At 63.6% G+C, this 21,928-nt stretch carries 20 protein-coding genes; 10 read left to right on the top strand and 10 right to left on the bottom strand.

From position 1 onward, the window contains the following. Positions 1-216: 216 nt before the first annotated feature. From K940_RS0126155 to K940_RS30545, 5 genes are all read left to right on the top strand, one after another. Positions 217-1,131 carry a ParB/RepB/Spo0J family partition protein gene (locus K940_RS0126155; RefSeq protein ID WP_196812386.1) on the top strand — a complete coding sequence of 305 codons (915 nt, stop codon included), beginning with the start codon at positions 217-219 and terminating at the stop codon, positions 1,129-1,131. 249 nt (positions 1,132-1,380) lie between these two features. Beyond that, positions 1,381-2,451, top strand: a complete 1,071-nt coding sequence (locus K940_RS0126150) for a DegT/DnrJ/EryC1/StrS aminotransferase family protein (protein ID WP_196812385.1) — start codon at positions 1,381-1,383, stop codon at positions 2,449-2,451. Between the two features lie 36 nt (positions 2,452-2,487). Next, on the top strand, positions 2,488-3,261 hold the full coding sequence (locus K940_RS0126145; protein WP_028479883.1) for a sugar phosphate nucleotidyltransferase: 774 nt from the start codon (positions 2,488-2,490) through the stop codon (positions 3,259-3,261). A gap of 21 nt (positions 3,262-3,282) precedes the next feature. Next, the gene (locus tag K940_RS0126140; protein WP_155981132.1) at positions 3,283-4,770 is read left to right on the top strand and encodes a glycosyltransferase family 4 protein; all 1,488 of its coding nucleotides are present in this window, start codon (positions 3,283-3,285) and stop codon (positions 4,768-4,770) included. Between the two features lie 7 nt (positions 4,771-4,777). Then, the gene (locus K940_RS30545; protein WP_036530477.1) at positions 4,778-5,527 is read left to right on the top strand and encodes a class I SAM-dependent methyltransferase; all 750 of its coding nucleotides are present in this window, start codon (positions 4,778-4,780) and stop codon (positions 5,525-5,527) included. Positions 5,528-5,555: 28 nt separating this feature from the next. Here the strand turns inward: K940_RS30545 and K940_RS32770 are convergent, their stop codons facing one another. Next, positions 5,556-5,705, bottom strand: coding sequence for a hypothetical protein (locus tag K940_RS32770; protein WP_155981131.1), 150 nt, complete (start codon positions 5,703-5,705; stop codon positions 5,556-5,558). 269 nt (positions 5,706-5,974) lie between these two features. Here K940_RS32770 and K940_RS0126125 point away from each other — a divergent pair, with 269 nt between their 5' ends. After that, the gene (locus tag K940_RS0126125; protein WP_028479881.1) at positions 5,975-6,337 is read left to right on the top strand and encodes a VOC family protein; all 363 of its coding nucleotides are present in this window, start codon (positions 5,975-5,977) and stop codon (positions 6,335-6,337) included. Positions 6,338-6,376: 39 nt separating this feature from the next. Here the strand turns inward: K940_RS0126125 and K940_RS0126120 are convergent, their stop codons facing one another. After that, the gene (locus K940_RS0126120; RefSeq protein ID WP_028479880.1) at positions 6,377-8,761 is read right to left on the bottom strand and encodes an excinuclease ABC subunit UvrA; all 2,385 of its coding nucleotides are present in this window, start codon (positions 8,759-8,761) and stop codon (positions 6,377-6,379) included. Between K940_RS0126120 and K940_RS33380 the strand changes: the two genes are divergently transcribed. Then, positions 8,760-8,912, top strand: coding sequence for a hypothetical protein (locus tag K940_RS33380; RefSeq protein WP_196812384.1), 153 nt, complete (start codon positions 8,760-8,762; stop codon positions 8,910-8,912). The two genes, K940_RS0126120 and K940_RS33380, sit on opposite strands and share 2 nt — an antisense overlap. 197 nt (positions 8,913-9,109) lie before the next feature. Here K940_RS33380 and K940_RS0126115 read toward each other — a convergent pair whose 3' ends face one another. After that, positions 9,110-9,952 carry an MBL fold metallo-hydrolase gene (locus K940_RS0126115; RefSeq protein ID WP_028479879.1) on the bottom strand — a complete coding sequence of 281 codons (843 nt, stop codon included), beginning with the start codon at positions 9,950-9,952 and terminating at the stop codon, positions 9,110-9,112. A gap of 195 nt (positions 9,953-10,147) precedes the next feature. Between K940_RS0126115 and K940_RS0126110 the strand changes: the two genes are divergently transcribed. Continuing rightward, positions 10,148-10,792: a pentapeptide repeat-containing protein gene (locus K940_RS0126110; protein ID WP_036530475.1), complete on the top strand. Its 645-nt coding sequence runs from the start codon at positions 10,148-10,150 to the stop codon at positions 10,790-10,792. A gap of 10 nt (positions 10,793-10,802) precedes the next feature. On the opposite strand, the gene K940_RS0126105 is transcribed toward K940_RS0126110, so the two are convergent. From K940_RS0126105 to K940_RS0126090, 4 genes are all read right to left on the bottom strand, one after another. Then, positions 10,803-11,363: an HD domain-containing protein gene (locus K940_RS0126105; protein ID WP_036530473.1), complete on the bottom strand. Its 561-nt coding sequence runs from the start codon at positions 11,361-11,363 to the stop codon at positions 10,803-10,805. 147 nt (positions 11,364-11,510) lie between these two features. Beyond that, a complete protein-coding gene (locus K940_RS0126100; RefSeq protein WP_028479876.1) occupies positions 11,511-14,411 on the bottom strand; it encodes a UPF0182 family protein in 2,901 nt (966 codons plus the stop codon). 115 nt (positions 14,412-14,526) lie between these two features. Then, positions 14,527-15,228: a hypothetical protein gene (locus K940_RS31280; protein ID WP_028479875.1), complete on the bottom strand. Its 702-nt coding sequence runs from the start codon at positions 15,226-15,228 to the stop codon at positions 14,527-14,529. A 249-nt stretch (positions 15,229-15,477) separates the two neighbouring features. Continuing rightward, complete coding sequence (locus K940_RS0126090) at positions 15,478-16,536, bottom strand: alpha/beta hydrolase family protein (protein WP_028479874.1); 1,059 nt, start codon at positions 16,534-16,536, stop codon at positions 15,478-15,480. A 371-nt stretch (positions 16,537-16,907) separates the two neighbouring features. Between K940_RS0126090 and fabG the strand changes: the two genes are divergently transcribed. After that, entirely contained in the window at positions 16,908-17,660 is a 753-nt protein-coding gene (gene fabG, locus K940_RS0126080; RefSeq protein WP_028479873.1) for a 3-oxoacyl-ACP reductase FabG, read from the top strand. Positions 17,661-17,736: 76 nt separating this feature from the next. Here the strand turns inward: fabG and K940_RS0126075 are convergent, their stop codons facing one another. The 3 genes from K940_RS0126075 to K940_RS0126060 form a co-directional block, all read right to left on the bottom strand. Next, entirely contained in the window at positions 17,737-17,943 is a 207-nt protein-coding gene (locus K940_RS0126075; protein ID WP_028479872.1) for a hypothetical protein, read from the bottom strand. 415 nt (positions 17,944-18,358) lie between these two features. Further along, positions 18,359-19,957, bottom strand: a complete 1,599-nt coding sequence (locus K940_RS0126070) for a sigma-54-dependent Fis family transcriptional regulator (RefSeq protein WP_196812383.1) — start codon at positions 19,955-19,957, stop codon at positions 18,359-18,361. 406 nt (positions 19,958-20,363) lie between these two features. Continuing rightward, positions 20,364-20,876 carry a hypothetical protein gene (locus tag K940_RS0126060; RefSeq protein ID WP_028479869.1) on the bottom strand — a complete coding sequence of 171 codons (513 nt, stop codon included), beginning with the start codon at positions 20,874-20,876 and terminating at the stop codon, positions 20,364-20,366. A 207-nt stretch (positions 20,877-21,083) separates the two neighbouring features. On the opposite strand from K940_RS0126060, the gene K940_RS0126055 reads away from it, so the two are divergent. Beyond that, positions 21,084-21,734 carry a hypothetical protein gene (locus K940_RS0126055; RefSeq protein WP_028479868.1) on the top strand — a complete coding sequence of 217 codons (651 nt, stop codon included), beginning with the start codon at positions 21,084-21,086 and terminating at the stop codon, positions 21,732-21,734. The last annotated feature ends 194 nt before the right edge of the window (positions 21,735-21,928 follow it).

Here is a 21,928-nt window from a genome sequence, read left to right as displayed (position 1 = left end):
GAGATCGAATCCACAATGTAGTTCCTACGCCACGAGTGATATTCGGTGAACCAACGATGAACAGCTTCGGATATACAAGCGCGGACACTTGGATCGGTTGAAATGAACTTGGATGACTACTCACGCGTTTGGGCGGCTCGAGCCGAAGAGACAGAACCCGACCTATCCCTCGTACAGGCTTGGTTGTCGACCATCCAGACAGTTCCCGTAGAATCCGTGGCGATACGGTCCATTCGCTCCGGCCCAGATCTGCGCACAGCGCACAGCCGGAGCACCGAGCACACCAGGCTCCTCATGGAGTCCGATGCCCAATTGCCACCCATCATCGTGCATCGCTCCACCCTGAAGCTGATCGACGGGGCCCACCGACTACGAGTAGCCATGGCACGCAAGCAAGACGTCGTACCCGCACGGTACTTCGATGGGTCCGAGGCCGATGCATTCGTGCTCGCCGTCCGGGCGAACGTCGCGCACGGCTTGCCGTTGTCGCTGAACGAGCGCAAGGCCGCCGCCCTGCGGCTGATCCTCGAGCATCCGTGCTGGTCGGATCGGATGATCGCCAGCGCGACAGGCGTTTCGCACACGACCGTCAGCACAGAGCGTCAGCGTGCAACCGGCCGAGCTGGACGGTTGCACAGTAGGGTCGGCAAGGACGGCAAAGTGCGACCGATGGCCACCGACAAAGGTAGACGGATTGCCGCGAAACTCATCCGAGACAGCCCGACCATGTCACTGCGTGAAATATCCAGAATGGCGGGAATCTCGACTGGAACCGTCAGAGATGTTCGTGACCGGCTCAACCGTGGTGTGGATCCGGTACCCGGTCATGCCGACCCGGCGGATACCCCCGGTAGTCCGAAGGTCTCGTCCGCCACGTCCATCGGCGCGGACAACGGAACCTCCTCCCACATCCAGCAGGCGATTCTTCGCTCGCTACAAAGAGATCCGGCGTTGAGATTCAGCGACAGAGGGCGCAGTGTCCTGCGACTGGTGTCGGGGATCGTCAACAGCCGCGCCGGAGCCGAGCAGACGCTTCTCGATGCTCCCAGCCATTGTCATTGCCACCTGGCAAAACTCGCCAGAGCCAACGCACAGTTCTGGAGCAACCTCGCCGACGAGTTGGAAGCCTGACCGCACGAACTGCGAGATCATTTCCTCTCGTACACGCGATACCTCACGGCGGCACACATTCGCGGCCACCTTCGGTGAGACGCTCGACGCTCGGTCACCTCCGAGATAAAGTATGTCAGCACTCCTGCGCCCCGTTCGGCGCATGAAAGACCCATGTCGAACGTTATTACCCCACACGCGTGTTGGAGGGGGCGAACAAGAATGAAGACAGTTCCTCACAGGAACGCTGTGAGAATGTACAGACCGCAGGTGGAACGGTCTTCGATGGAACGCCTACGACAGGTGCTGGAATCCGGTTGGATAGGACTCGGGCCAGTAACGGAACAATTCGAGCAGGAATTGTCACGACCCGATCTCATAGGGAAATATCCGGTTGCTCTCAATTCGGGCACAGCGGCACTGCATCTTGCGTTGGTCGTCGCCGACGTACCGCAAGGCAGTACCGTCATGGTCCCAGCCAACACATTCATCTCTACAGCGTCGGTAGCACTACAACACCACTGCCGTGTGATACTCGCCGACATCGAACGCACGACGGGAAACATCGATCTGAATTCGGTGCGTGACATCCTGGCAACCGAGCCGGATGTGAGCGCCGTCATCGCCGTGCACTACTCGGGGATCCCGTGCGACATCGAGGCGCTGAGCGATATCGCGAACAGGCATGGAGTCACCGTCATCGAAGATTGCGCACATGCCATTGGTTCTCAGTGGCGTGGGCGGCCGATGAGCGAGTCCCCGAACATCCAGGCCTACTCGTTCCACGCGACGAAGGCCCTCGCTATCGGTGAGGGTGGTTGCGCTACCTTCCCCGATGCCGTGTCCGCGGAGCGGGCAAAACGACTACGCCGGCTCGGAATCGATACGAGAGCGCGTACCTGGGGGAATCCGTACGATATCCCCGAGATCGGTTTCAAATACAATATGGGCGATATCGCTGCGGCGGTTGGATTGGCGCAGATCGAAGGGCTTCGGGACAAACTCGACAAGCGTCGGTCGATCATGTGCCGCTACCGAGAACGTCTGGCCGATTCACCGGTCGAACTCGTGCGCGAAACGGACCCAACCGATCGTTCCGGAGGTTTCGCAATGCCGGTACTGGTCAGAAACCGAGAACGCGTGAGAAAAGAACTCGACGCCGCGGGAATCGAGTCCGAGATATACTTCAAACCACTGGGCACATTTCCGCTGGGCGCTACCCGCCCAACCCCTGTCGCAGATCGTTTCGCTCAGGATGTCATCTGCCTCCCGGTCCACCCGCTGATCGACCTCGATGAAATCGACTACATATGCGACCGGTTGATCGAATGTATGGCATGAATGTGATTCTCCACGAAGGCCATGAGGCGGTGCGCTATGGATACGACGAACCCAGCGAACGAAAACATCGCTGGAATCGTTCTCGCTGGAGGAACCGGATCACGCCTCTTTCCCACCACTCGCGTCGTCAACAAACATCTTCTGCCGGTGTACGACAAGCCGGCTATCGCGTTTTCCATGGATGTGATGAGAGAGTGCGGTATCGGATCCGTCGTCCTTGTGTGCAATGCGGCAGACGAGGAAGTATTCAACACGATCCACGCATGGCTCGGATACTCCGAAATGGAGATCCGAACTGCGGTTCAGAAGAGGCCGAACGGCATTGTTGGTTCCATCGCCGCAGCTGGAGGGCTGCTCGAGCACGAGCAGTACGATCGCGTCGTCGTCTCTCTCGGAGACACGATATACGTTTCTGGCGCGCCGTGGTCGGGTGAGATGATACGAAAACCGCAGGCCACCGCCAGCGGCGCTGCCGTCGCGGTCTACGAGCATCCCGACCCGAAAGATTTCGGAATAGTCGAATGTTCCGCGTGCGGAGCGGTTGTCACTGTCAGAGAAAAACCCGATGTAGCCGAGCCCGCACAGGTGTGCACCGGCCTCTACTCTTTCGACAATTCGATGTGGGACAGGCTGGGGTCGATAGTTCCGTCGGGTCGAGGTGAACTGGAAATCACCTCTCTACTCGAGTCGTACATTGCCAATGGCGGTCTGGTGGCGGTAAAGGTCCCGGCAGAATCCGGGTGGTTCGACGTGGGTACGCCCGACCGACTGATCGATGCCGCAGTGGCTCGGCGGCGGCTACTCGCCTAGACCGGAAGGATTCAGCAGGCGGTGAACATCCTTTACATGTGCAGCGACTATTGGCCCCTTACCGGCGGGAACCAGGATCCGATCGATCAGTTCGGAGTCGAACTCACCAACCGAGGGCACAACGTAGACGTCGTGACCCGGCATGTACCGGACACCACACCGAAGGAAGAGGTACGCAACGGGATTCGCATACACCGGTTCGTCAACGCTGTGCTGCCATCGGATTTCAAAGCCATGTCCGACCAGCTGAAGGATGCCGTCCAACGGATACGAAAACCGGACGTCGTGCATGTAATGGGTCTGCGGCGACCGCTGCCCATGGTCGCGGAGATACTGAGCTGCCTGTGGCAGGTGCCGGTTGTTCAGACCGTCGGCGGCTATGACATTCCCGACGTGGCCGACCCCGATCCCCGGCTCGTGTGGCTGACCGGGCGCGACCTCGTCCTTCCCGCTATGCGGCGAGCGGATCTGCTGAATGCGGCCTCCGATGATCTGGCCAGGCAGACCGAACTGCTGGTCGGCGAACGGGCCCCGATATCGACTCTCTACGTGGGTATCGACCACGAACTGTTCACCTCCGCAGAACCCCATGCGAATGCAGCCGAGTGGCGGCCCTACGTGCTGTCGCTGCGGCGGCTCGAGCCTGCCAAGTCCGTCGACAAGACGATCGACGCTGTGCATCTGGTCGGAGAAGAAATCCCGGAACTACGGCTGGTCATCGCGGGCGATGGAAGCGAGCGCACGAACCTGGTGAATCAAGTCGAGCGACTCGGCATGGCGTCACGAGTGCACTTCCTCGGCGAAGTGCCGATCGAAGAGGCCGCTTCCTTGTTGAAGGGCGCGTTCACCACGGTCGTGGCCTCGAAATCCGAGGGTGGGGGCCTGGTGAACGTCGAGGCACAGGCTGCCGGTTGCCCCGTCATCGCCACGCGCGCCGGGGGGATCAGCGAATACCTCGGTGGCGAATCGGGCGCAATGTTCATCGACGCACCGGACGGCTCGATGATCGCGCAGGCGATCCGATCGCTGTGGGTGAACCCCGAGGCCAGAGGCACGCTCGTCGCGACAGCACGCCAACTGTCCCAACGATTGTCGACACACTCGCTCGCCGCCGACTACGCAACCGTCTATTCGGATCTGATCGCAACATATCGGCCTCGGCAGTTCTCCCCGTGGGACATGCTCACCTCCGCCTTGTGGGAGGAACTGTCCCCTCTCGCGGGTCGAATGCCTGTGTTGGACGACCCGTGGCGAGCACCGCTGGCGGTAGAGGACCTCGTGTTGTCGACGGCGCCCACGGAATTCCGCGCGCTCGGTCGAGGTGCTCGAGCCTTCTATTACCTGGCCTGGTCGAGCGGGGTACCGATCGATCGATTGACCGAGGTGTGCACATTCGTGTTGCGAGCCACCGAGCAGTTGCCGAAGCAGAGCGTTGCCGCGGGCCTCGAGCACGCAGCGGACTGGGGACGCTTCGATGTCGACAGTTGCCTCACATACATCCGACAGTAGGAGGAGCATGTCGAAGGGTTCCAAAGCTGCGCCGACCGCAGTGACCTCGCAAAGATTCTACGACGCGTATTCGCATGGCTACGTCACGTATCTCGAGCAGCACAGCGGCTACTTCCAGGCCGTCGAAAGAGTGATCTTCGCTGCCGCGGCAGACCGGCGAGGAATCGCTGTGCTCGACGTGGGTACCGGTACCGGCGAGAGGCTGCAGCGCGTGGTATCCGTAATCCGCCCCGATCGAGTCGTTGCCATCGACGAGAGCCCGGAGATGGCCGCACTCGCCCAACGCAACTGTCCCACCGCCGAGGTACACGCAGTGGCACTCGGGTCGCCCGACCTTCCGGCGGCCATTCCTGGCACGTTCGACCTGGTGATCTGTCTGTCCAATGTGTTGGGACACGTCCCGCGCACGCAGTTGGTTCCGGGGTTGAACCAGATCAGGAACATGCTGAAGCCCGGCGGCGCATTCGTCTTCGATGTCAACAACCGGTACAACGCCGTCAGATACGGCGTCTTCCAGACGATGCGAAACATGGTGCGCGATGGCCTACTACCCGGCGGAGGAGACTTTGTGGCGGCATATCGCGACGGTGACACCCTGTTGCAGACTCCCGTTCACCTGTTCAGTCGAGCCGAAGTGGTCCGATTGGTCCGAAGTTCCGGCTTCGAAATCGTCGACCTCGAATTCCGGGACTACGCCACTGGGCGCGAGCGCAACCGGTTCGGCGGAAGTATCGTTGTCGAGGCGGACGTCCCATGAGCGGTTCGGTCATCGACCCCCGCGGGTCCTACCGGCAACCAGCATCAGCAAAAGGCAGTAGGACCAGCGCCGAAGCCATGAACAACGCCGGAGTCGACGGATCCCGCGAACCGACTGCCACGATCAGGCCGAGCACCTTCACCAACGGGTTGTAGGTCGGTAGGTCCGATCTGCTCATGTAGCATCTCACCGCCCCTCGAATCATCTCCTCCTATGGGTGGCAGGTCGTCGGTCCTTCTTCCAACGCCTGCAGCGACCGAAGCCGTTGAACTCGGCACGCCCAGAGAACATCGCAGCGCATCACGCCACCTGCGCCACGAAACTGTTGTCGGTACCGCGTGTTATCCATACCGACAGCACAAGCAGACGTCGCTGGTGCGATGTGACCGTCAGCCGTTGGTCTTGTGTAGCAGCGGCTTACGGCGTTCGACGACAGAGGAGTGAACAATGCCAGGTGCACGACTTCGAGGTGTGACTGTGGACTGCGCCGACCCACACACACTCGCAGGCTTCTATGGGGCACTGACCGGGATGCGCGAAATGTTCAGCTCGGAGGAGTTCGTCGCTCTGACCGACGACTCCGGTTGCGACCTCGGATTCCAGCGGGTCGAGGGATATCGGGCGCCGCAATGGCCGGGGCAGGACATTCCGCAACAGCTCCACCTGGACCTACGGGTAGACGACCTGGATGAGATGGAGGCCTCGGCGCTGGAACTCGGTGCGGCCAAACCGGACCATCAGCCCGACGAGAAGCGTTGGCGAGTACTCCTGGATCCGTCCGGGCACCCGTTCTGCTTGACGACTTTCTGACGAGGTGAACCAGCATAAACGGTCACGTGACCCGCCCGCTCAGCCGGCGACATATTCCGCGAGGTGCTGGCCGGTGAGAGTCGACCGGGTGGCGACCAGGTCGGCGGGTGTGCCTTCGAAGACGATCCGCCCGCCGTCGTGGCCCGCCCCGGGGCCGAGGTCGATGATCCAATCGGCGTGTGCCATGACCGCCTGGTGATGTTCGATGACGATCACCGACTTGCCGGAGTCGACCAATCGGTCGAGCAGACCCAGTAGCTTCTCGACATCGGCCAGGTGCATGCCGGTGGTGGGCTCATCGAGGATGTAGACGCTGGCCTTCTCGGCCATGTACGTGGCCAACTCGAGGCGCTGCCGTTCGCCGCCGGACAACGTGGTGAGTGGCTGACCGATGGTGAGATAGCCGAGTCCGACGTCGACCAGGCGCTTCACAATCTTGTGGGCCGCAGCGATCTTCGATTCACCGGAGCCCACGAACTGCTCGATTTCGGTGACCGACATCGCGAGCACCTCACTGATGTCCCGCCCGCCCAGTCGGTAATCCAAGACCGAGGAGTCGAACCGCTTGCCCTCGCAGACCTCGCACACGGTGGCCACCCCGGCCATCACCGCCAGATCGGTGTAGACGACACCGGCGCCGCGGCACTCGGGGCACGCGCCCTCGGAGTTCGAGCTGAACAACGCCGGTTTCACTCCGTTGGCCTTCGCGAACGCCTTGCGAAGATGATCGAGCAATCCGGTGTAGGTCGCTGGGCTACTGCGCCGGGAGCTCTTGGTCGACCCCTGACCGATCGAGACCACATCCTCACCGAGCGGGATCGACCCGTGCACGAGCGAACTCTTGCCGGAACCGGCCACACCGGTGATCGCCACGAGCACTCCGAGCGGGATGTCCACGTCGACCTCACGCAGATTGTTCGCATTCGCACCACGAATACTCATCTTGCCGTTGGGCTTTCGTACGGTGCGCTTGATCGCGCAGCGGTCGTCGAAATGACGTCCGGTGATGGTGTCGCTGGTACGCAGCCCCTCGACAGTGCCCTCGAAACAGATCGTGCCGCCATCGGAACCGGCACCGGGACCGAGATCGACCAGGTGATCGGCAATCTCGATCGTCTCCGGCTTGTGCTCCACCACCAGTACCGTGTTGCCCTTGTCCCGCAGCCGCAGCAGCAGATCGTTCATTCGCCGGATGTCGTGCGGGTGCAGTCCCGCGGTGGGTTCATCGAATACATAGGTGATGTCGGTGAGCGAGGAGCCCAGATGCTGAACCATCTTGGTTCGCTGCGCTTCACCGCCCGACAGGGTGCCCGAGGGGCGGTCCAGACCGAGGTAGCCGAGCCCGATCTCCACGAAGGAATCGAGAGTCTTCTGCAGTGATTCGAGCAACGGCCCAACAGACGGTTCGTTCAGCCCTCGTACCCATTCGGCAAGGTCGCTGATCTGCATCGCGCAGGCGTCAGCGATGCTGATGTTCTCGATCTTCGACGACCGGGCCGTCTCGTTGAGCCGAGTGCCGTCGCAGTCGGGACAGACGGTGAACGTCACCGCCCGCTCCACGAAGGCGCGGATATGTGGTTGCAGAGCGTCGACGTCCTTGGACAACATCGACTTCTGAATGCGCGGGATCAACCCCTCGTAGGTAATGTTGATACCGTCGATCTTGATCTTGGTTGGCTCCTTGTACAGCAGATCCTCGAGCTCGCGTTTGGTGAACTTCGCGATCGGCTTGTCCGGGTCGAAGAATCCGCTACCACTGAAGATCTTGGTGTACCAACCGTTCACGGTGTACCCGGGGATCGTGAGCGCACCCTCGTTGATCGACTTCGTGCCGTCGTAGAGCTGCGTCAGGTCGACGTCGTTGACCGAACCGCGCCCCTCGCAGCGTGGGCACATGCCGCCTGTGATGCTGAAGCTGCGCTGCTCCCGCACGGTCTGCCCGGCACGCTCGACGTTGACCACGCCGCCGCCGCTGACCGAGGCGACATTGAAGGAAAAAGCCTGCGCCGAGCCGATGTGCGGCTTACCCAATCGGCTGAACAGGATGCGCAACATGGCATTCGCGTCGGTGGCGGTACCGACCGTGGACCGCGGATCGGCGCCCATCCGTCGCTGGTCGACCACGATCGCGGTGGTCAGCCCTTCCAAGACATCCACATCGGGCCGCGCCATGCTGGGCATGAAGCCCTGCACGAAGGCGCTGTAGGTTGCATTGATCAGTCGCTGTGACTCAGCGGCGATCGTGCCGAACACCAGTGAGCTCTTGCCCGAGCCGGAGACACCGGTGAATACCGTCAGCCGGCGCTTCGGGATTTCGATGCTGATATCTTCGAGATTGTTCACCCGCGCGCCGTGCACACGGATCAGATCGTGGCTGTCGGCACGGTGCGTTGCCGCTGACTCGGTACTTTCTTCGCTGGCCATGGGTATCTCCATCCGTTGGGCGGGCCGCTTGGAGTCGACCACCGAGTGGGCAACGTATCAGCGGCGGGCGACAGATCATCTGTTCCTCCCGGAGAACTACTCCGATGAACGAACCTCGCTGTGCCGGTGCCGGGCCACGTTGCCACGCTGATGTCGGATTCGACGCGGTGAACTTCCCCGGGGCGACCCTACAGGAAGCCGAGAACCTGCAGGTGAAGGGTCTTCGGAGTTGCAAAGGACGCAGTTCACCTGTCGATACAGAGAATTAAGTCGTAAGATGCGCATATCTAGGTTTCCATATGCAAATAGCGCATTGCAGGTACACAGCGACCATGCCAGCGGCAAAGCCTATGCGTCGCCGTCCGACTGCGCGTTGCACAGTCGTGCGAATTCGGTTGCGCAGTGTGCAGAGAATACGTTCACCGGGGTGTCGGGCTCACGCACCAGGTCCCGCAGTCGGTGCTGATTCTCGGCTCGCTGCCGGCGGTGGGTGTCCATCGTCTGCTCGAAAACCCGACCCAATAAAGGCATTCTCGGTGGATCTGCCATTTGACCATGATGGGTGTACGCGTCCCCAGCATGGAGAAACCAACCTCTCGCTGTGCGCACCGCGACTCCGATGTGGCCTCGCGTATGTCCGGCCAGAGGAACGATCAGCAGTTCCGACGACAGGCCGCGCACCTGCTCCACCGACTGGAAACCGAACCAGTCTTTGCTGCTGTCGCACTCGGCGTAGACGCTCCACGTCGGTCCGTGCGCGAGCTGAACCGGACGGTAGCGAAACCGCTCACGCCAACCATACGTTTCTGTGAATGCCGCCAACTCCGCCTGGTGCACGTGCACGGTCGCGTGGGGAAAATCCACCAGGCCACCTGCATGATCCAGATCCAGATGCGTCACAACGATGTCGCGCACATCCGCGCGGGAGAAGCCGAGTGTCTCGACCTGCCGAACGATCGGCTTGTCCAATACCGGATTCGTGCGCCGCACGACCTGGCGCCCCACCCACTCGTTCGGGCGCAACAGCGCCTGCTCTCCGTAGCCCGTGTCTATAAGAACCAGGCGGGTTTCCAACTCGATCAGCACGCAGTGGTTCACAGTGTCGCCCCGGCGAAAGAGGCCCGGTCGCCCATCGACCAAGCGTCCGCCGAACGGACGCGTCCCACCACCGTCCAGGTGATGAATTCGCACTGGTGGGCTCCCTCCATGTCATCGACCAGTCCAGGACACTACCTGTTCTCACCGGTGCGTGCGGTGCAAGCGCGCTTCGCAGGGACCGATACGTCATGGTGGGGTGACCGCAGCGGCGGCGCTACTGTCGGTGCCATGTGCTATCCCATCCCGTGGTGCACGATTCGAATCCGATGTCTGTGAGGTCTGCCAAGGATGCCGCGTGAACTCGACGACCTGCCATACGCCCGCTTCCTCGAAGCGTTCGACGGCGAGGTGGAGCTCGAAGGTGATTACGACTGCGCCCGTATTCGAGATCTCGAGTTCACCGAACTCGACGCGCGAAGCTCCCGGTTCAACGAATCGGCGTTGTCCGACCTCGCTTTCACCGGCGGCACGCTGAGCTACACCCGCTTCGCCAGCGTATGGCTGCGTCGCGTCACCATGACCGGTACCTCGCTGTCGGACACCTCCTGGATGGATGCGGAGATCATCGACAGTGCCTGGGCAGGGGTCGAACTGGCCGGCGCCGGCCTACGCCGCGTCACGTTCCACGACTGCAAGTTCGACGCGGTGAACTTCCGCGGAGCTGCACTGCGCGAGGTCACCTTCCACGACTGTGTGCTCCGCGAGGCCGATTTCGGCGGAGCCCGGTTGAGATCGGTGGCGTTCCCCGGCTCACGGATCGATCGCTTGGCGGTGCACCGGACCACGATGACCGAGGTCGACTTCCGACAGGCCGCGACCTTCACCGTAGCGGAGGGTATCGAGGCACTCCGTGGCGCGATCATCAACAGAGTGCAGCTGATGGAGCTCGCGCCCGCGCTCGCGGCAGCAGTGGGACTTCAAGTGCCCGATTGAGCACCTGCTGCTACCCGTGGTCGGTGGCCACCCGGACGATCACCGACCGCCAGGATTCGATGGGGGCGACGTCGAGGCCCGGGATCTTGCCGGCATCGTCGGCGCGACGCAGGGCGAGGGCGGCAGCGAACTCCGGATCTGCCTCGAATGCCATGGCTTCCGCGGGTGTCATGGGACCGCCCTGTGCTACCAAGGTGCGTTGGCTGGCGGCGGACAGAGCGGCCGCATGCGCCGGATCGGCTGCGGCCAGATAGCGTTTCGCGGTCACGTGCAGTTCCACCAGCCGTGCAACTCGCGGTCCCAACAGAGCACGCACCGCATCCGCAGCATGCCGGCCGTGTCCGGCGACGTCACCGGGAACGAGCTTGTGACCGATATCGTGCACCAAACCGGCGACCTGCAATTGTTCGTCGTCCGGGTAGCCGCGACGCAGCAGTTCGGCGCATTGGCGATCGTGGTCGAGAATGTCGACCGGGTCACCGCTGCGATCGGGCATATCCCATGCGTCCGCACAGTCGGTCAGAAGAAGCATGAGATCGTCCACGGTTTCGAGCAGTGCGATTGTCGCCATGTGTCAGCACACTAGTCCGTTTCGGTCGGCGACTCCCGGCAGCTGCGGCAGAGCCGACTGTCTGCCGGTCGACCGATGACCGGTCCCGGATGATGCGTCCGCCACATCGACGGCCGCAACGAATCGCCCCTGCCGCTGGACGGTCGCTCATCGCCCGCCGTGGTCGAGGTCGTTCACTCGCTCCTGTATCCGGTCGAGGGCCGACCGGATGGCATCGATCTGTGCGTTGAGCTCGGCGATCGTCGCACTGTCCACCACAGGTGCGCTGTCCGACGGCGCCGACGGTGTTCCCGGCGGCGGCCTTTGGCCTGGCGGCGGAGGCGCCCCGGGGCCACCGCCGGGCGGTGTGGCGAGCGCGCCGGTTTCGGCGCCGAACACCTGTTCGAGCGCCTCGGCGAGGGTCGGGGCGTAGCCCACCAGCACGCCACCCGTACGCGGTTCCCGGTAGCTGACCAAGACCCGGGCCAACTGGGGAAACGTCGATCCGTTCGGTGTCGTGGAGATCCGCTCGGTGAACAGCGGCTCGACATACAGCACACCGCCCGAGGCGATCGGCAGTGTGAGCAGATTGCCGTACTGAATCCGATTCGACCGCTCGAGCAGGGTTCGCTCCGACGCCACTCTCGTGTCGGAGATCATGGAGTTCTGAATCTGCTGCGGCCCCTGGGTGAGGGTATCGGTCGGCAGTTGCAACACGCTGATCTTGCCGTAGTTCTCCGGGTCGGAGTGCACCGAGACATAGGCGGACAGAAATTCCCGGTTGAATCCGACCATTGCGCTGGCCAGTCGGAAGGACGGCTGCGCCGTGCCCGCATCGCCGAGCAGAACATAGAACGGGGGCTGATGTGGGTTGACGTCGACGGTCGGATCACTGGGTACCGACCAGAAAGCATTGGTGGTGAAGAATTCTCGCGGCTCGTTCACATGGTATCGGGCGAGCATCTCGCGTTGGATCGTGAACAGGTCTTCGGGATAGCGGAAGTGGGCACGCAGTTCCGGGGTGATCGACTCCTCGGGCTCCACGGTGCCGGGGAAGACGCTCATCCATGCGGCCAGGACCGGGTCGTGGCGGTCGACTTGGTACAAGGTGACCGTGCCGTCGTAGGCATCCACCGTTGCCTTGATCGAATTGCGCACGTAGGAGATCTCTCGCGGAGATCGCGTCCGGACGTCCCTGCCGAGTGCGAGCGCTTCGAGCGAACTGCGCTTGGCGTACGGGTAGCCGTCGACCGTGGTGTATGCGTCGACGATCCAGACGATCCGACCGGACACAACCGCTGGGTAAGGGTTGTTGTCGGTGGTCAACCACGGTGCGACGAGTTCCACCCGGTGGCGCGGATCGCGATTGAAGATGATCTTCGAGTCGGGGCCGATCGCTCTGGAGAAGATGATGTTGCGCTCGGTGTAGTTCGCCGCGAAGGCCAGGCGATCGATCCAGTTCCCGATCGGGACGCCTCCGGAACCGGTGTAGGTGTAGGTGGTGGCATCGGTGTCGTACTCGCGCGGCTGTTGGCCGCCGCCGACAATGGCGTAGTCCGGTGTGGCCTGGGCGATCACTTCACCGAAGTAGATGCGGGGCTGATCGACCGGAATCAGCTGGCGGCCGGATGCCTGGGAGGCGATATCGCTGACCGAATAGATCGGATATCCGCTGTTGCTGCTGGCGACGTCACCGACCGATTCGCGCACTGCGGCATTGACCCGATTGGCTGGTGCAGCCACGAACCCGTCACCATGGGTGTATACGGTGTGCCGATTGACCCAGTGGCGCTGGTTGCCGCTCAGCGCGGTCGGGGTCAGTTCGCGGGCGGCGACCACATAGTCGCGCAACTGCCCGCCGATGCGGTAGCGGTCCAGGTCCAACTGCGCCGGAAAGCTGTAGAAGTTCTTCAATTGCTGTTGCTGGGTGAACGTCTGCGACAGCACGTTCGGGTCCAGCAAGCGGGCGTTGGCAATGGTGGTGGCATCCGCGGGAACCTCGGTCGGCGGCGTGGTGCCGACCCCCGGGTAGGTCTGGTAGTCGACCCGATCGCTGCCGATTCCGTAGGCCTGCCGCGTCGCGGCAATATTGCGCTCGATGTAGGCCCGCTCCATGTCGGCGGCGTTCGGACGCACCGACAGCTGCTCGACAGCCAGCGGCCACACTGCGCCCACCAGGATCGACGACAACAGCAGCAACACCGCGGCCATTGCCGGGATTCGCAGGTCACGAACAACGACGGCGGCGAACACTGCTGCTGCGCAGATGACTGCGATCGCGAAGAGAATGAGCCGGGCGGGCAGGACGGCGTTGATGTCGGTGTAGCCCGCGCCGGCGAAGGTGGGTTCATTGCTTCGGCTCGACAGCAGCGAGTAGCGGTCGAGCCAGTAGGCCACCGCCTTCAATACGATGAAGGCGCCCGCGAACACCGCGAGTTGGACGCGAGCCGCGCGAGTGGGGCCGATCACCGAACCGGACAGCCGTAGCCCGCCGAGGAGGTAGTGGGCTGCGAGGCTCGCCACCAACGCACAGACGACCGCGGCGAACAGCAGGTTCACCACCAGCCGATAGAACGGTAGATCGAAGACGAAAAACCCGACGTCGTGCCCGAACTCGGGATCGGACACCCCGAACGACCCGCCGTGCACGAACAGTTGGATGGTCACCCAACTCGACTGGGCGATCAGGCCGCCGATGAGTCCCAGGGACGCGGCGATGCCCACCGCGAACCGCAGCGGCCGCCGAATCACCATCTGGCTGTACTGCCGGAGAGTGTCTTGTGCAAAACCCGGCGCGAAGGGCGGGCGGAACCGAAACGCCAACCACATCGCAGCGAAGACAACGCCGCCCAGCAGTAGCGCGACCACGGTGAACAGCGACAAGCGGGTGACCAACACGGTGAACCAGACCCTGCGGAATCCGACCTCACCGAACCACAGCCAACCGATGTAGGCGCCGACCACGCGGGGAAAGATCAGCAATGACACGACGAATACGGTGGCGGCGATCAGCAGTACTCGAGTGCTGCGATGCAACCGCCCCAGGCCGGGACCGTCGCGTGCGGTCATTTCCCACTCCCGTGGCTACTCCCAACCGGACACTGCCCACTGGAACGATGTCCGACCGACGAGGACCATCTGGCACGATACTACCGGCGACGGTCCCCGACGGACGGCCGATCCACTACGCGCTGGGGAGTTCGCTCACGCTCTGCGGCTGGTTCATCGTGTTGTGGAATTTGACCGCGGCGGCAATTCCCACCGGAATGCCGAGCACGGCGGCGCCGACGATGCCGCCCAATCCGCCGAGCACTCCAGCTCCGGCCAGGCATCCGGCGATGACGGTCAGACCACCGGCATCGAGGATCGGCGCACCGAAGACCGCGCCGGCCACGGCGCCGACCCCGCAGCCGACCGCGGCGCCGATGGTTCCGCCAGCCAGGGTTCCGACCCCGACCGCCAGGTCGAATTCGTTGATCGCGGCCTGGATTCCGGCGTCGAACTGCTCGGTCCCGGGTTCGCCGGCGATCTCGTCGAGCCGCAACGCCGGCGTAGCGGCTCGGATGTCGGCCTGCACGTCTTGCGGGGCCTGGACGGCCTGCCATGCTAGCGGTTCGACCGCGAAAGCGGTGACGCCGGCGACCGGATCGCCCGCCGCGTCGCGCACCTGAAACTGCCCGTCGCGACCGATGAGAGTCGCGACGCCGGTCTCGATGACCACCGACCGATCCACGGTGTCGGCGGTATAGCGCACCCCCGGCAGGATTTCGGTGCTCAGCGTGGTCGCCTCTGGCTCGGGCGGCGAAGCCACTGCTGTCGCCGACCCCACGCTCATGGCACTCGCAGCCGCCACAGTCGCAACGACGGTGCGAATGATGCTGTTCATATCTGCCCTTGTCTGTAACACACATCGACACGGTCGGGCAGGTCGCAACGGTGTCGGGCACCGTCGACGAGTACGGATCGTCACAGCGCCACGACGAGACTCCCTGCCGTCACCGTCCCTGAACTCGTCGCCAGGGACTTCGCAGAGTAATGATAATAGTTTTCATTATCAAATTGGCAGGTGAGGTGTGGTCCGCGGCGCGTGCGTCGTCCGCGGGCGCAGACAGCGGCCGGTTTCGGTCCGCCCCGCTCAGCCGATGGATGCCGACAGCTCAGGAAGCATTCGAAAGACCTGGTCCTGCCAGGTGGTCCAGGCATGAATGCCGTAGGCAGGGAAGTCGTAGGTGATGTTGTCGGCGCGACGCGCTGCCATGCTGACCTGGAAGGCGCGAGTGTTCACCAACGCCAGAGCTTCCAACCCCATCCCCGTCAGTGTGTTGAAGCTGGGCCGATCCGCAGCGGTGGGGCGACCACTGGCAGCCGACACCCACACGCGAGTGTTGTTCTCGATCAACCTCGGCGCAAAGACGAACGGATCCATCCGCAGCCACTTGGAATCCCATGGCGCGGCCATGCTGTCCACGTTGTAGCCTCCCGCGTCGATCATCGCGACGCGAATCGCCTCGCGCATCCCAGGGGCGGAGATGTTCAGATACCCGGAGAACGATCCCGCAAAGCTGAACTGATCGGGGTGGTAGGCGGCCAGGGTGAGTGCGGCGCTACCACCCATCGACAGGCCGAAGACTCCATTGCGGTTCGGATTGAAACCGAGACGATCACGCAGCGCGTAGCGCAGATCCTGGGTCAGGAAGGTTTCCCACATGTATGTGTAGGACTTCCCGGGGCCTGCAGAGAAGACCTGAAGCCCGCCGGAGCCCGACGATGAACCGGATGCCGAGCCAGAAGCCGAACCGGAACCGGAGCCCGAACCCGAGCCCGAGGAGGATCCGGACGAAGAGCCGGGCTCGATACCCAGGAAACGCGACGGCTTGTTCCAATCGGCATAGAAACTGGACTGACCGCCGACCGGCATCACCACATTGATGTTCCACTTGGTGAGTTCCCGCGCGACATCCGTTTCCAACTCCCAGCCGTTCAAGTCTTCCCGGGCGCGCATTCCGTCCAGCGCGTAGACGACGCGATTGGTATTCCCGTCTGCCGCGCGAAACACGCGCGACTTGATCGGCCCCATACTCGAATCGACCCAGAAGTCGAAACCTGCGGGATCGAACGCCGCCGAAGCCGCCGGGCCGAAACCGACGACAACACTGCCCGCCGTCACTACGACCGCCACGATCGGTGCGAGCATTGTGCGGATGATCCCGCCGAGGGACGCCTGGGATCGGACGCGGGAACGCCGCATCTGTGACACCTTTCATCGAGAAATCGCCATCGCGCAGCAGCGACACCCGTGCGCCCCCGTGGCACTCTCGATCGGTCACTGCGCGTACCGTCGATAGCTTGTCGGAATTCGCGCGTCAACCGTTACCGTTTTGTGATATTCGCCTCGTCTGCGCGTCCGCCGTATAACACCGGGCTGAGATGCCGCCGCATCGAGGAAACCCGGAACCGCTCGAAGCGCAGCGCGATCATCGCCGTGATCGGCACATCGAGCCAGTGCTGTGACCCCGACTCCGGTGCGGTATGACTGATGCATTCGACCGACGAAGGGATGCGCTCATGGGCGAGCGAGTTGCAGTGGTGTCCGGCGCCGCACGAGGGATCGGTGCGGCTATCGCCAAGCGGTTGGCATCGGACGGACTCCGAGTCGGCGTATTGGATCTCGATGCAGACGCCTGCGCCGACACCGTCGCGGCGATCACCGAGGCGGGCGGGCAGGCCATCGCCTTGGGCGCCGACGTGTCGAACGAGGAGTCGGTTGCTGCGGCGATCCACCACCTCGACAGCACGCTGGGCGCGCCGACCGTGGTCGTGAACAATGCCGGCGTCCTGCGCGACAACCTGCTGTTCAAGATGAGTGTCGATGACTGGGACACGGTCATGAACGTGCACCTGCGCGGCGCCTTCCTGCTCACCCGGGCAACGCAGAAGTACATGGTCGAGCAGAAGTGGGGACGCGTGGTCATGATGTCGAGCACATCGGCGGTCGGCAATCGCGGACAGGTCAACTACTCGGCAGCCAAGGCCGGGTTGCAAGGCTTCACCAAAACCCTTGCGCTCGAGTTGGGCAAATACGGCGTTACGGCCAATGCCATTGCGCCCGGATTCATCGTGACCGATATGACCGCCGCTACCGCCGCCCGCGTCGGCGTCTCGTTCGAGGATTTCCAGAAGGCCGCCGCTGCCGAGATTCCGGTGCGGCGCGTCGGCACCCCAGCCGACATCGCGCACACGGCGTCGTACCTGGTCAGTGATGGCGCAGGCTTCGTATCGGGCCAGGTGATCTACGTGGCGGGCGGGCCGAAGGACTGACGAGCACGGGTTGCTGCTGCGCCGATCAGGCCGATCCTCGGCGGGGTCGGCGCACACGCCGGCGAGTACCGCCCGGCTAGTCCCACAATGTTCCGCACGGTAACGGCGGCAGGTTCTCGTCGACATCGTCATCGATCGTGACCACGAGATCCGCCATCCCATGGCCATTGGCCAGCGCCTCGGCGACATGCGCGGCTTGTTCCGCCGAGGCCCGGTAGCCCATTTTCAGTGCGCCGGACTCTATGCGGATTCGCCGGATTCGCCGCGCTGGACCGGCGGTCATGAACACGCTCCGAGGTCTCGACGGACGCCGACTACATGGCGGTGTCCGCGGGGACGGAGGCGAAACGGAGCCGATTGCTCCGTCAGACGCGGAGCAATCGGCTCCATTGGACGCGGAGCCGATCGCTCCATGATCCGAAACACTCTCGACACCAGGGGTATTGGTCATCCAATTTCCTCGGACGGGCGAAATCGACCCCCCGTGTCGACAGAGGCGAACCGGCGATCCGGCTGCATGTCGGTGCAATCGCTGGCGCGGCGCGGCGTCATGACGGCGCCGGGAAATGTGCGCGCCTCGGATCGCAGCCGGACTCCTGCTGTCGCAGTCATCGTCATGCCTCCTGAACCTCGCGCTGTGCGCGTGTACCTACTATGGACCACGCCAACGGTAGGTGCCGGCGGTGACCACAAAGTGTTCAAGAAATGGACAACCCGCCATCGGTGATGCGCAACGCCTTCAACCGTGCGTACAGCGTGGTGCGGCTGATTCCGAGATCACGAGCGGCCTGAAGTTTGTTGCCGTCGTGGCGGCGCAGGGCCTCGATGATGGCATCGCGTTCGGCGCGTTCACGGCCCGACAAGCGCCGCACCCGCGACACCAGCCGATAGGCGGCGGGCAGGTCGCCAACGGTCACGTCGCCCACGCGCCGACGCTGAAGGACATAGGACACAACAGCCTTCAGCTCGTGCAGATTGCCGGGCCACGGTTGGGCGGCCAAGACTTCGATCACGCTCGGGAGCAACCGTATCCCGGCAGTGGGATCCAACTCTCGCACCATCCGCTGCGCAATCGTGGCCAGCTCGGGTCCACGCTCACGCAGCGGCGGGAGTTCTACCCGGCGCAGGCAGACCGCGGCCAATGCGGCGTGCGCGCCGTCCAATTCCGACAAGGGCAGCGAGGTGAGGTACAGCCGAGGACCCCCGCCATTGGAAATCGCTTCGGCGAGCACATCGATCAGCGCGGCCGGCAGGAGGTCGATATGCTCCACGCAAACGGCCCCGCCGGGTCGCTCGAGCCGCTCACGGAGGCGCTTGCCCCACGCGCTCTCCCCCTCGACCGCAACATCGGCACAGTTGCGGAACTCCACGGTGTTCGGGCGCGCGAGCCTGCGTACTTCGGCGCTCCGTCCGGTACCGCGTGCCCCGGCCACCATGACCGGCCCGGCCGATGAGGTGGTCTCGACCTCGTGCGGCCGGGAGGGCAGTACTGGACGAGCCGACGGCATGGCGATCGGGTCGAAGTGGAACAGCGTGCCGCCATCGGCTCCCGCGATACGCGTCAAGTGCACTCGCACCGCGATCCCGGAGTCGAGCGTCAGGTCGATGCTGCGCGTGCCCCGGTCCAGATCCTCGGTCAGCATGCGCATCACGGCGTAGTCGGCTGGACCGAGCAGGTCCAACGCGGTCCGGTTGGTCAACACGATGTCCTCGCCGACGGCGGCGATCGCACGACGCTGTCGTGCGACGGACTGGAAGGCGGCGAGCAGAACTCGCTCGGAGGTCTTTGCCTGGTCGAGCAATCGCTGTTGAATGTCCTGCGCGGCCCGCGCGAGGAACGGCGCCAGCAGCGGATTCGATACATCGGACGAACCGGTGATATCGAGCACCCCCTCCAGGCGTCGCGTCACCGGATGCCGAATCGGGTGTCCGTAGCAGGTGAACGTCTTGAACGGCTCGATGTAGTGTTCGGCGCCGTGGATTATGATCCCCTTACGGGTCTCGAACGTCGTGCCCACCGCATTGGTTCCGACCGTTCCCTCGGCCAGGTCGGCGCCATCCCGAATGCCCAGCTCGTCCAACGTGGATTCGAATCGTGGGTCATCGAACCACCGGTACACCAGACGGCAGTCTCGATCGGCGAGCACCACGCTGAACGACGAGCCGGCCAGCTCGTCGCCCATCCGGTCGAGCACACTCGCCGCCGCATCGTAGAGCCGACTGTTCGGGTCGAATTCGGCCACGGGAACGTCGCCCCCGCTGAACTCGGGCGGCACGCCACTGAGTTTCGAACGCATCCACGACAGTTCGATCTCGTGACGCCGTACTGACGCTCTGGGTGCCGGGTCGGGCATCGGCGACAACCCACTCCTCGTACTACTGCGCTGCCGCGCGACCCGATCCGTCCTCGGACCGACAAGTCGTCACGGCGGCGATTCTCGTCTGCGATTCGAGACTACTCACCCTGTCCACATTCGCACGGATCCGTTCCTCGAGACTTTTCGATCACATGTCCAACTATCTCCACAATGCCACCGTCGGACGCATCGCCGCCGCCGAGGTGACGCGATTCATCCCGCCTACAGCACCCTGTGCGCCGTTCGAGCGCAGCAGCCGATGGTCACCGAGTGGTCGACACCCGGGGTATCGACCAACGACAGCGGACGCGCCCCGCACACATCCACCGGACACGCCACGCAGCCGCTACAACGGCGCGGTCGTCGAATTCGAGTGACCGACCCGCTCGTCATTGATTCGGTGATAGGCACGCCCCAGGTCGTCGAGCGCCTGTACCCATCGGGTGTCCGCGTCGTTGCCACGCGGGTTTCGGGTCAGCACCAGGAGCGCTTCGGCTGCCTCTGCGGCGCGAGCGGCAGCATCCAGCAACGCGGGCACCGGGTCGACGGTGCGGCCCGCGGCCAACGCACCGATCTGGTCGTGCAACCATCGCGCGTCGAAACGTACTTGCTCCATCGGATCGACTCCATCGACCTTCCGGAGGCTCACCGCAGCGACACGAGCGGCCTGCTCGTCGTTCATCGTCGACGTGACGGCCTGCCGTAGTTCACTGCTGGCTACTCGATGCAGCAAACCAGCCAATAGGACCCGGTCCACGTTCGGCCCGTGCAGAACTCGGTCGTTCGCCCACATGTCGACCGTGCTCGGATCGATCCGCAGAATCGATAGAACCGCTCGCAACTGCGCAATCGTCACCATTTGCTCCGCCCCTCCTCATCGTTGCTTGCCCGGCAGCGCATCTGGGCGACAGCCTGCCAAACACGAAGCGAGTTTGCCTCCTAGTAGCCTCATTACGCATTCGGCGTGTCGTCGATCACAGTGTGATGATCGTCCGCTGCAGTTTGCGGCCCAGGTCACTCTCGGCCGCAGGGTAGAGCGGCCCGGGAGTTGGGTACCCCGGTGGCTATGACAGCGATACCGGGGCCGGTCACTGACGACTCGACCACGCCGGCAGTGCGCGAGCCCGAGCACAGCGGTGCGATCACGGGCACGAAATGGCTGCGGATCAGAGAGGTGATCGCCACCCGCACCGTTGCCGACGCGACGCGACAGGTGTCGATCGAGGTCGGTAAACCGCAGATGGCGCCCGGTGCGACCGGGGTGGTCTGTGGGTTCCGTATCGAGGGTGTCGGCGAAGGTTGGGCCCACGGCGCCGATTCCATCGCCGCGTTGTACCACGCGTTTCAAGAAATCGCCGCCGTGTTGCGCGAAGCCAACGACCAGGGCGCGCGGTTCGAGGTGGTCGATCCGACCGATGCCCGATTCCCCGTCGCGGCCAGCCGACCGTCGCGGGCCGCCGGAACAGCCGAACTCGAGCCTCAGGCTCTCATCGCAGCGCGCACGCTGCGCAGCGACGACAGTTCGCTGTCGATCATCATCGGCAGGCCCTATCTGGCAACAGACCACCGCAGCCACCTGTGTCGATTCCACATCAGCGAGCGCGGCTCCTCGGTAGCCACCGGGCTGGACGAGATCCAGGCGCTACACACCGCGATCATCATGATCGGCCAACAGCTCGGGTTGCCACACGATTGGCCGGTCAGCCGCCTGTGCTGAGACCCTTCGAGGACAATCCGCCACCCGGAGGCGAACCAGCCGGCATTCGGCGTCGAATTCTCGGTTGGTGGATTGTTGGTCGACCGGCGCAGTTTCCCCCACTGCGTCTGTGGGTGTCCCCGCCTGCGTCGCCGACATTCCCCGGTACGAACCACATCGAGGCGACGCGCAGCGCCACCGGAAGGCGCAGCGCG

The organism is Nocardia sp. CNY236, assembly GCF_000482385.1.
Classification (GTDB): domain Bacteria; phylum Actinomycetota; class Actinomycetes; order Mycobacteriales; family Mycobacteriaceae; genus Nocardia.
Note: the sequence above shows the minus strand (reverse complement) of the source record. Positions and strands in the feature narration are given on the sequence as shown.